The sequence below is a fragment of the uncultured Duncaniella sp. genome, assembly GCF_910577345.1.
GTDB lineage: Bacteria > Bacteroidota > Bacteroidia > Bacteroidales > Muribaculaceae > Duncaniella.
Genome location: NZ_CAJTMT010000049.1, coordinates 1 through 10,539, shown reverse-complemented (window position 1 = coordinate 10,539; position 10,539 = coordinate 1). Strand labels below are relative to the sequence as shown.

Below are 10,539 nucleotides of genomic sequence, written 5' to 3'. Positions count from 1 at the left end.
GGGTGGGGGGATGGTGGGGTTGATGCGGGATGGGCGGTTGCGGGTGTTTTTGATTACGTTGTAGAGGATGCCGCCCACGTCGATGCCGATTTCTGCATGTTTGGAGATTTTGTAGTAGGGTGTGACGATGGGTTGGGCTTCGATGCGGTTGGTCATGGATGAGCGGTAGGCCTGTGCGCCTACTTTCACGCCCCATCTGCCTGAGAAATTATAGTCGACATATCCTCCGAAATTCGGAATGGAGGTGTAGCCGAGCATGGCGGGAGTCATGCCACCGGTAGGGGTATAGTAGCTTCCGAATATGGTCATACTGACGCGGTCGCTGAACTGATAGCTGAGTGAGCCGCCGAAACCGTAGGATGTCTGCAGGCCGCCGAAGTAAGCATATTTCACCGCGTCGCCGTGGGCGGTGAAGGTGAAGCGTCCGAGTTGCTGCACGAATATCAGCGAACCACTTTCAATTGCCATAAGCCCGGGCATTGATTCTTGTCGTCCGCTTCCGAAAATGCCTCCGTTTTGCCAAAGGTAAATCCTTCCGTCAGTAGGGACGCTGACGGTGAATGGTCTAAGATTTTGGGGATAGGGGCGCGGGAGCGACAGCTCACCGGTGGCCGCATCGGATTGTGGACCACCCGTAGATGAAAAAGGTACAGTCGGGCCTGTGATGGAATCCGGCGATGGCAGTTGTTGGGGAGCAGCGGAAATTGAGTCGGGCTGAAGTTGCAGAGGTGTGTCACCGGATTTGTGGATGCCATCGTGGACGGAAGGTGAAACTGAGGGGCTGACGGAGTCGATGGTTTCTGTCTGAGCGGAAACCATGAAAGTCACTATGCTTGCGGAAACTAAAGAGAGGAGCTTTTTCATATATCTGCAAATATATTCTATCTGCAAATATATCCCAAATTCCTGATAAATAGGAGTGTTTTAACCTTATTTAGTCTTATCCCCGCTCCGAAATTGAGGCCTGTCATTACTGCCTCATGGTTTCCATCGGGGCTTAGGGGCGTATTTTGCCTTTATGATTCCGTAGGCGTTGCGGACAGAGTCGGTTATCACAGAGAGGGGAATGTCGCCATCGAAGTAGAGTTTTATCCAATGGCGGAGGCTTTGGTTGATGGGATTGCCTACGGAAGTGTAGTCGCGGCGAAGTTCCTCAATGCGTTCGGGTGTCGACTTCACGTCGACGTAGTTGAAATCGTCAATGTCGATGAAGCAGAACATGTGGCCCGACACATAGAAGGCCAAGATGGAATCATAGCGGGCGGCGAATTTGCCAAAAGGCATTTTTTCGGTCACGTCGCCAAGCGACAGGCAGAACTCACGGAATTCTTCGACATTCATGGGCAGATTCTTTGTGATTTATCTGAGGGTAAGACAATGCTGCGACATCCTCAATGCACAATGGATACCGGCAGGATTAGCTTTTTGCTTGCGCGAAATTAGTCAAAAACTTCTTTTTTGCCTAATTTTGCACCCGATAAACAATATTCCTCAGGGCAGTTTGCCATTGCCTTGTTGGAATCCATAACAACGAATATCCACTATGTTCCATCCTCTTGAAAATCTCAAAGATTACGAAGTGATACTTGCGAGCGGTTCGCCTCGCCGCCGCGAACTTCTCGCCATGCTTGATATTGACTTCCGTGTGGACACTTCCCATCCTGTCGACGAGACTGTCCCCGAAGGTTTGACCGCCGAGGAGGTCGCTCCCTATCTCTCACGGCTGAAGGCAGGGGCTTATCCGCTTTCTGAAAATGAGCGCAAACTTGTCATTACGGCCGACACAGTCGTCATCATCGACGGAGAGGTCCTTGGGAAGCCTGCCGATGAGGCCGATGCGCGCGCCATGCTTGCCCGTCTGCAGGGACGCACTCAGAAGGTTATAACAGGTGTGACTGTCCGCACATCCAAGGGAATGACCACATTCAGTGCCGAGTCGGAGGTGGAGTTCGCACCGTTGACTGATGAGGAAATCGCATATTATGTTGAGCACTACCGTCCGCTTGACAAAGCAGGCGCCTACGGCATTCAGGAGTGGATCGGTGCGGCAGGCATAAAGGGTATCAACGGCAGTTTCTACAATGTGATGGGACTTCCAGTCCAGCGCCTGTACTCCCTGCTTAAAACGATTGATTGACGACAGCGAGAGGCTGAGATATGCCGTCAGGTTAGCCGCAGTGTGAAACCTGCGGCCGGAGGGAGAAGAATCTGACTTTCACCGCTCGGTGAGGTCGGCGCGCTGTTACCCCCCGGTTGATGCTCCCATGCGAGAAAGCGTGGAGTGGTGACGTTGAGCCGTGAGGCTATCTGCATCGCGACAACACCCATTGTCCTGCGCAGATTCAGCTCGACGCAGGGCATGAGTCTTATCCCGCCACTGTCGCGATAAGTCATCATGTCTATGCCCATCCATCCGGAGTAAGCGTTGCCGATGAGGTCAGTCAGAATATCTTCCTGTTGCCGGATGACGCTTCTCAGCGTACGGATGTCGATTTCCTGACCAATCTTATCCCACAGATATTCCTGTGGAGCGACGATATTACCGCTATACATTCCTCGGGCTTCTGTCGAGAAGACCGACAGCCCTTTGAATTCAACCTTTTGTCCATCGCTGAGGAATAGAGAGGCAAAATCGGTCAGCTTGTCCAAACCGCGTTCCACCATGACACTTCCCTGACGATGGATTATACCCTCGGCGCGTCGCCTGAGCGCGTCGGCTTCGAGCGACCGTGCGCAGAACACACCGCGTCCGCTTCCCGACCAAGGTGACTTGATGAAGCATCCGGGATGGGAGCGTTCCATCTCCACGACCACATCAGGGTCAGTTGTCTCCACAGCCACGGGATAATCGCCTGTGAGACCTTCGACAATGGCGATGGAACTTCGGCGATGGCTCAACTGTCGGATGCGTTCGATGGCTTCGTCGGTCGGCAATACGCTTTCCTTGACTCCGGCGCGCAAAAACTGGCGTTTGGCGTCAAGACTCCATCCCCACGGCTCGACCTCCGTCACATCCGCCGGTTCGGCGATGCGTCCGTGAAGTCCGAACTGTCGGGCAAGCATGTCGGCCTCCTCATTGAGTTCTGCAGGAGCCAAAACGAGGTCGTCCTCATTGGCCCACCACATAGGGAGCAATGCACCCGCACGGTGGATGGCAGCGGCATGAGGTGGGGGAGTGTAGTGGCGGCATCCAAGTCCGAGCGCGAGGTCGTTTTCAGGATTGAACAGATGGAGTTTCATAATTGGATTGCTGTTGTGGGTTCGGTGTGATATTGTAAATCCACTGCAAAGTTAAGTATTTGACGCGGGTTTCTGAAATTGTCTGCGCTGATTGCATCGTGAAGGGTTAATCACTGCAAAAAATGGAACAGAAGGAGATGTGGTGATGTTAATATATCGTGACGGAGCAGAATGCCCCGCCATTTGCTACAACATATATAACTCTACAATTCCAATGTCAGATATAAACACATCCCAATCCAAAGCGCAGCCGGCAGGAGGCTCTCCATCGCCGATCGGACAGCCGCGAAGCGTGGCCGATTTGCTTAAAGGCAACCTCTTCATCCTGATTTCCACAATCTTTTTCGGTGTCAACATCCCGGTGGTCAAAATCCTGATTCCGGAATGGATGAGTTCGGTCGACGTGACAATATTCCGACTCGGGGGCGGATGCATACTGATGTGGCTTGCCTCGATTTTCATAAAGACCGACCGGATACAGCGGCATGACTATCTGAGAATCGCTCTCGGAGGCGCAGGCGGATTGTTTCTGTTCATGTATCTATTCAATCTCTCGCTCCGCTATGCCGACCCGATTGACGTCTCAATCATCATGACTTTCCCGCCCGTGTTTGTGGTTCTAATCGGAATCTTCTTCCAGCATAAGCGCACGTCGTGGCTTGAAATTTGCGGAATCATTGTCGGATTCATTGGTGCGTTTCTCGTCATAGTCACCCAACACTCAGGCGAAAAGGGGAGCAACAATCTGCTTGGCGATTGTCTCGCACTTGCATCAACCCTTTGCTATGCCTTTTATCTCGTGATTCTCGAAGGCCCGATGCATCGCTACCGTCCGGTGTCGATGTTGAGATGGGTGTTTCTCATGTCGTGTATACCTATGCTTTTCTTGCTCCCGTCCTTACCCAAGGCCGAGATTTTCCATACGACCGACTGGGAACCGTGGACCTGCATAGCCTTCATTCTTCTCTGTCCGACATTTCTGGCCTATTTCCTCATCAATCCCGCTGAGAAGTTGATAGGCAGTGAATTGGTGTCCATCTATCAGTATTTCCTGCCTGTGGTTGCGACAATCGCCTCGGTCATCATGGGCATTGCAAAAATCCATTGGATACAGGTGTTGGCTATGGTCGTCATCATCGCCGGAATGCTTATCACCAACCGGGCAAAACGATTGCAACGCCTCAAAGCCACATCAGCACCATCGACAACCGGCAAGTGAAAAGACAAACAGATATAAAAAATAAGAAACAGGAAAGATTGCGGGTATTCCGGATCTTTCCTGTTCCTTATTAAATTAATTGGATATAGACTTTAAGAAAATCTTAGAGATTCATTTTCTTTGCGATTTCAGCAGGGATAGCCTCGCGGTTCACGAGAATGTCAAGAGTCTTGGCGAGGAAATAAGGCTCGGATACATAGAAGAAACCGTCGTAAATCTGGTTGGTATCCCATGAGTTTTTCACCTTATAATATTTGTTGCCTTTCTGGTCAACAGCCTTGCCGACGATTACCATACCGTGGTCATCGGTGGTCTCCTGCTTGTCAAACATTTCCTGACGGAGTTCCTGAGTGACGGTGATTTCCTCTGTGGGACCGTCGATTTTGTTGGCCTCAGCCTCGCGTTCACGGTCGCTGAGTTTCACCCAACGTGAAAGCTCGGTGCCTGAGAGGTCGTTGGCTGTCTTTTTCTTGGGGATTACAGCATAGCCGTTTGTCCACTTGAAGCCGGGTTCGCTGACGTCTGCAGCCCATGCCACAGAGTAGCCGTTGTCGATGGCATTGTCGACGATAGCCTTCATTTCCTCCATGGGGACATTGTGGTATTTCTCCCAGAGCCAGTTGTCGGCAACCTCGATTGCGAAAGGCTGATAGAAGGGATGGTGGGTGAATGAAGTCACGGGCACATAGTCGGCGGCATTGATGCCGAGCGACTGTGCGAAGCTCTGCGGGGTGTAGGTCTTGCCCTCATATTGGAACGATTCGGGGAGCTGGCCGAAGTATGCGTCGAGCATACCGCCGAATGCCTTCTTCCAAGCGGGAGATTTGGTCTTGTTGGAGTTGATTGACTTCACAAACGCACCGAAGGCGTCGCTGAGTTCAGCATGTTCGTGCTTTTCAGCGCCGTATTCGAGTCCGCGGTATGCTTCTTCGGGAACGAGACCATAGTTCACCATGACGTATGGAACGTCGAGGGTGCTGCCACCCTGGGCAAAATTGATGGTACCGTTCATGCGGATATATTTGTCGGCCTTGTCGTTGTAGCAGTGACGCACGACAAACATCTCGCTGAGGTCGACTTCCTTGCCGGTCTTGCGGAGGATTTCGTCTTCAAGGAAAGAGATGCCCGAGAAGCTCCAGCATGTTCCCGATTTGTTCTGATCCTTCACGGGGGTGGTCTTCACGACCTTGACATCTGTGAATTTGAAGCCTCCGGTCTTGTCGTCTTCGGTTTTCTTGTCCTTGGCCTGTGCGCCGAGAGCTACACAGAGAGCCATCGCTCCGAATAAATATTTCTTCATTGCTGTGACTGATGGTTGATGAGTTTGTATTGTGTATGAATTTTAGAATATTTCTCCGTTGGTATTTTCAAGGTGTGATATATCTATTGCAAAGTTATTATAAATTTATGGCAATTCAAGGATTTTAAAGAAAAAGTTGTAACTTTGTGCGCTTATTATCGGATATACTCTCCACAAAAAATTCATACTACCCCGTAATTTTTCCTCATGAAAAGAAAACTTATCACATTATTGATAGCCGTCGTAGCGCTTTGCGGCGCAAGTGTAGCCAATGCCCAGTTCCGCTGGGGCTCGATCGCCGGTGTCAATGTAAATACTCTGAAATTCAAGCAGGACATCCTGACCATAGGTGATGCCGTTGGTGCGTCGGCCGGTATCAACGGTGAAATGATGTTTCCCGGTATTGGTTTCGGTATCGACATAGGTCTGCGTTACGAGATGCTCGGTGCCACGCTCAATCTCGGTGATTACCCGATGTGGGAGTCGCAGGGCTATGCCTCGAAGGAGCGCATCAATGTCCACAACATCCAGATTCCGTTTAATCTGAAATTCAAATACACCCGTATGCAGGGCTTCGAGGACTATCTTGCACCGATTGTTTTCGGTGGTCCGGTATTCAATATCCAGGCCGGTCATACGAAGTGTGACGCAATCAAATTTTCCGGTGGCGACCTCGGTTTGACCGCAGGTATCGGTGCAGAGATTTTCAAGCGCTGGCAGCTCACGGCCTCCTATACCTGGGGCATGACCTACACGATGAAAGCCAAAGTCCTCACCGACTACAGCGCCCGCAACCGCACATGGGATATCCGTGTGGCATACTATTTTTAAGGGATAATAAGGCTAATAGGGCTGATAGGGCTGATAAGTTAAATAAGTCTAATAGGCCTAATAAGCCTAATAAGCCCAATAAGTCTAATAGGCCCAATAAGCCTGATAATAAATAAGGCCGATAAGGCAGCTCTTCGCTGCCTTATCGGCTTTTTTCTATGTTATTGGCCCTATTAGGCTTATTAGGCCTATTAGACTTATTAACTTATTAGGCTAGCCCCCTCCTCAATACCTCGCATCCTGCAGGGCTGTTTCCGATTCATAAAAGTCGGGAGTGAGGAGCTGCGGGATGGGGATGGCGCGGTTGTCGAGATAGGCATTGACGATGCGGTGTCCGATGAAGCGGCCGGCAGCTCCGGGGACCTCCTGTCCGAATACCGATGTGAACGGCGCAAGATTCACCAATGAGGCTGCAAGCTGACTGTCTGTGCTGAACAGGTATTTTCTCCCGACAATAGTCTCCCACAGTTGTCGCTCGTTTTTCATTAGCCATTCCATCTGTGAGTCATCATAGCCGAGGGCTTGCTGCTCGCTTACACCCGCAAGTTGCATCTCGGCCTCTATGAGCGCACCCTCATATAGTAAGCGCGACAGCACTGTCGGATATTCCTCCTGCGGGGCGTAGGGATAATCCCTGCGCAGGATGGTCTCTGCTATGTCGGGCATGAGTCGCTCCGGTGTCTTGCGGACGCGGATATAGTCCGGAAAGTAGGCGTATGGAGGATAGTCGGCACCGAGATAGTGGTTTAAACCGACATAGAGCAAACTGTCGGCTGTGAAGACCGATTGATTGAAGGGAGAGATGATTGCATAGACTCCCGGAAAGCTTACATCCGGAAAAATGCGGTTGAAATTGGCTTTCATCTTTCCAAGAGGCCTGCTGAACGCTTCCGTGTTTTTCCATACGGAATCGGTGGCGTGGGCAAGCATGTTGATTGACGGATTCGCAGCATATACCGCAAGAGTCGAATCGTTCAATTCACCGTAGCCGGAGAGCCGGAAGAGAACTTCGGCAGGACGGAGGAGCGTGGAGTCGGAGAGATTGCACGACAGCAGGGCATGGTCGAGCCTGTGGACGCTTATAGGCGTGACGGCTTCGTCCGCACCTCCGCATGAGGGGAGTGCTGCGGTCATGAGAGCGGCAAGGACAGGTAGTGCAATCTTTCCGGCCTTGCTCCGCATGGATTTCAAAAGTGAAATATATGTAGCCATAATGAACAATCTATATGGGTATGATTGTTCAAAAGTAGCTAATTTTTGGCATTTCTGCATAAATTTTAATTCAATAAATGGCATTTAGGGAGAGTTTTGCTAACTTTGCCTAAAATTTGTCTGAGAAATTTACCCGCATGTCACTGACAAAAATCATAAAAATACTCATTGTCATTATGCTCTTCCCTGTGGTCGCCAATGCGGAGACTGACAAGGAATTCGTTGTCATGATAGATCCCGGTCATGGTGGTAAGGACGCCGGCGCTCTCGGACGGCGCACCAATGAAAAGACCGTCAATCTGGCTGTGGCAAAGAAACTTCAGAAGCTCATCAATTCAAAGATGAAGGATGCAAAGGCCGAAATGACCCGCGACGGTGATTATTTCGTGACCCTCAAGGAGCGTCCCAATATCGCCAAGCGCAAGAAGGCCGACATTTTCGTGTCGATCCATGCCAACTCAATTGATAAGAAATCACCGATGCACTCCACCATCAATGGTGCTGCGGTCTATACGCTCGGTCTCAAGAAGAGCGATACCAACCTGAGTGTCGCTATGCGCGAGAATGCCGTGATGAAGCTTGAATCGGACTACTCTACAACGTATGAAGGCTTCGACCCATCGTCGGCCGAGAGCTATATCGCGTTCGAGATGATGCAACATTCCAACATGGACCAGAGCATTGATCTTGCAGAAGCTGTGCAGAATGAGCTTGTCCGTACAGCCGGACGCAAGAACAACGGTGTCCGTCAAGCTCCGTTCTGGGTGCTTGTCGGGACCAGTATGCCTGCAATCCTTGTTGAGCTTGACTATATCTGCAATCCGCGCATGGAGAAGTTCATGGCTTCAGAGGCAGGACAGGAGAAACTTGCGCGCGCCATCTACAACGGTATAGAGCGTTTCCGCAAGAACAGTTCGTCGCGCTCGTCGTCGTCTTCTTCTTCGAAAGTCATTCCGACCACGGAGGATGTGCGCGAAACGGAGGTGGAAGTTGCCGGGAAAGCTGCAAAATCCGAGTCTGCCACTCCGAAGTCTCAGGTAAACGCCGGAGGGGTTGTCTATAAAATCCAGTTCCTCACCTCGCCGACAGTCCTGAAGAAGAAAGATTCCCATCTGAAAGGCCTTTCTCCTGTGGATTACTATAAGGACGGCAAGACATATAAATACACATACGGTGAATATTCCTCCATGTCGGAAGCCAACGCAGGTCTGAAAAAAGTCAAGAAGCTTTTCGGCGACGCCTTCGTCATAAAGACCCGCGACGGCAAACGAGTGAAGTGATTCTGAAAAATATTATCCTCAAAATAATCCCAACCCCTCTCCAGGTTCAATTCAGTCATCAATCAAACTAATCAGCCATACGGCCATAGACTTACCAACTGATTATGAAAACAAAATTCTCTAAGGAACTCATCATCGGAGCAAGCGTGTTGCTCTCGCTGCTGATACTTTTCTTCGGTATAGACTACCTGAAGGGTATCAATGTATTCAAGTCAGCCAACTATTATTACGCCTCATATACAAACGTCGCGGGGCTCACACAGTCCGCGCCTGTGACCCTCAACGGATTCAAGGTCGGTCTTGTACGCGAAATCAATTATGAGTACGATAATCCCGGCCATGTGCTTGTGGAACTCAGTCTCGACAAGCAGCTCCGTGTTCCGGTGGGCACAAAGGCTGCAATCGTCACCGATATGCTCGGCACTTCGAGCGTGGAGCTTAAGATGGCTTCCGGCACTGAATATTGCGAGGTCGGTGCCAGGCTTGAAGGTGAGACAATGGGCGGAATGGTCGACAAGCTCGGCAATGAGCTGATGCCTTCGATCATGACCATCGCTCCCCATATCGATTCGCTCGTCGTGGCTTTGACTACACTCACCACCGATCCTGCTCTCGCAAGCTCAATCAAGCGTCTTGACAATATCATGGCTAATCTTGAAGTGTCGACAAACCATCTCAATGCAGCCATGAAGGGTGTCCCGATGCTTGTCAACAGTGCCAACGGCACGATGGCCAATGTCAAGGATCTCTCGGCTAATCTCACACAGATTTCAGCCGCTCTCGCTGTCCTTTCGGAAGATTTGAAGGAGATGCCTCTTGATTCGACCATGCGCAATATCAACCGCATCACAGCTCATCTCGACGAGGCTACCGCACAGCTCAACTCAACCAATTCGACTCTCGGCCTTCTCCTCAACGACCCCTCGCTCTACCACAATCTCAACAACAGCGCCGCCGATGTCGACAGCATCCTCCGCGACCTCAAAAAACAACCCAAACGCTATATCCCCTCCATCAAGATATTCTGATAAAGCCTGTTCCCGGAATCTTATCTGAAAAAACACAGAGGATACGCTTAAAATTAAGGCTAAGGAATTCATAAGTCTTAGGCTCAAAGGAATATCTTAAGATTAAAGAACTCATAACTCTTAAGGCCAAAAATCTCATAAAATTAAGGCCAAAGAACGAAAGGTTTGCTGCTCGTTCTTTGGCCTTAATTTTATCCTCAGTTTTGCATTATCGCACCTTTTGACAGGAACGTATGCCTATCTTTGCAGAAAATATAAACCGGATGGCAATCAGGAAATATTAACCGGACGGCAGTCAGGAAATATTACCCGGAAGGCAATCAGGAAATATTAACCGGATGGCAGCCAAAAATATTACCCGGATGGCAATCAGGAAGCTGCGAAGTCCCAATGGAGATTCCATCACCAGCTTAAATAAAAATAACAAAA

At 50.2% G+C, this 10,539-nt stretch carries 10 protein-coding genes; 5 read left to right on the top strand and 5 right to left on the bottom strand.

Annotated features, from left to right (window positions below; genetic code table 11):
* Together QZ310_RS13200 and QZ310_RS13195 are read right to left on the bottom strand one after the other, a co-directional pair.
* Nucleotides 1–864 (bottom strand): hypothetical protein (locus tag QZ310_RS13200; RefSeq protein WP_297073648.1); only part of this gene is annotated, 864 nt, incomplete at its 3' end.
* 114 nt (nt 865–978) lie between these two features.
* Nucleotides 979–1,341, bottom strand: coding sequence for an MmcQ/YjbR family DNA-binding protein (locus QZ310_RS13195; RefSeq protein ID WP_297073646.1), 363 nt, complete (start codon nt 1,339–1,341; stop codon nt 979–981).
* Nucleotides 1,342–1,543: 202 nt separating this feature from the next.
* Here QZ310_RS13195 and QZ310_RS13190 point away from each other — a divergent pair, with 202 nt between their 5' ends.
* A complete protein-coding gene (locus QZ310_RS13190; protein WP_297073643.1) occupies nt 1,544–2,137 on the top strand; it encodes a Maf family nucleotide pyrophosphatase in 594 nt (197 codons plus the stop codon).
* A 26-nt stretch (nt 2,138–2,163) separates the two neighbouring features.
* Here the strand turns inward: QZ310_RS13190 and QZ310_RS13185 are convergent, their stop codons facing one another.
* Nucleotides 2,164–3,240 (bottom strand): hypothetical protein, encoded by a 1,077-nt coding sequence (locus tag QZ310_RS13185; protein ID WP_297073641.1) that lies wholly within the window; start codon nt 3,238–3,240, stop codon nt 2,164–2,166.
* Between the two features lie 214 nt (nt 3,241–3,454).
* On the opposite strand from QZ310_RS13185, the gene QZ310_RS13180 reads away from it, so the two are divergent.
* Nucleotides 3,455–4,459: a DMT family transporter gene (locus tag QZ310_RS13180; protein WP_297073639.1), complete on the top strand. Its 1,005-nt coding sequence runs from the start codon at nt 3,455–3,457 to the stop codon at nt 4,457–4,459.
* Between the two features lie 103 nt (nt 4,460–4,562).
* On the opposite strand, the gene QZ310_RS13175 is transcribed toward QZ310_RS13180, so the two are convergent.
* Complete coding sequence (locus QZ310_RS13175; RefSeq protein WP_297073636.1) at nt 4,563–5,759, bottom strand: C1 family peptidase; 1,197 nt, start codon at nt 5,757–5,759, stop codon at nt 4,563–4,565.
* Nucleotides 5,760–5,966: 207 nt separating this feature from the next.
* On the opposite strand from QZ310_RS13175, the gene QZ310_RS13170 reads away from it, so the two are divergent.
* Nucleotides 5,967–6,590, top strand: a complete 624-nt coding sequence (locus QZ310_RS13170) for a porin family protein (RefSeq protein WP_297073634.1) — start codon at nt 5,967–5,969, stop codon at nt 6,588–6,590.
* A 225-nt stretch (nt 6,591–6,815) separates the two neighbouring features.
* On the opposite strand, the gene QZ310_RS13165 is transcribed toward QZ310_RS13170, so the two are convergent.
* Nucleotides 6,816–7,802: a hypothetical protein gene (locus tag QZ310_RS13165; protein ID WP_297073631.1), complete on the bottom strand. Its 987-nt coding sequence runs from the start codon at nt 7,800–7,802 to the stop codon at nt 6,816–6,818.
* A 137-nt stretch (nt 7,803–7,939) separates the two neighbouring features.
* Between QZ310_RS13165 and QZ310_RS13160 the strand changes: the two genes are divergently transcribed.
* Together QZ310_RS13160 and QZ310_RS13155 are read left to right on the top strand one after the other, a co-directional pair.
* Nucleotides 7,940–9,082: an N-acetylmuramoyl-L-alanine amidase gene (locus QZ310_RS13160; RefSeq protein WP_297073629.1), complete on the top strand. Its 1,143-nt coding sequence runs from the start codon at nt 7,940–7,942 to the stop codon at nt 9,080–9,082.
* Between the two features lie 104 nt (nt 9,083–9,186).
* A complete protein-coding gene (locus QZ310_RS13155; protein ID WP_297073626.1) occupies nt 9,187–10,110 on the top strand; it encodes an MlaD family protein in 924 nt (307 codons plus the stop codon).
* The last annotated feature ends 429 nt before the right edge of the window (nt 10,111–10,539 follow it).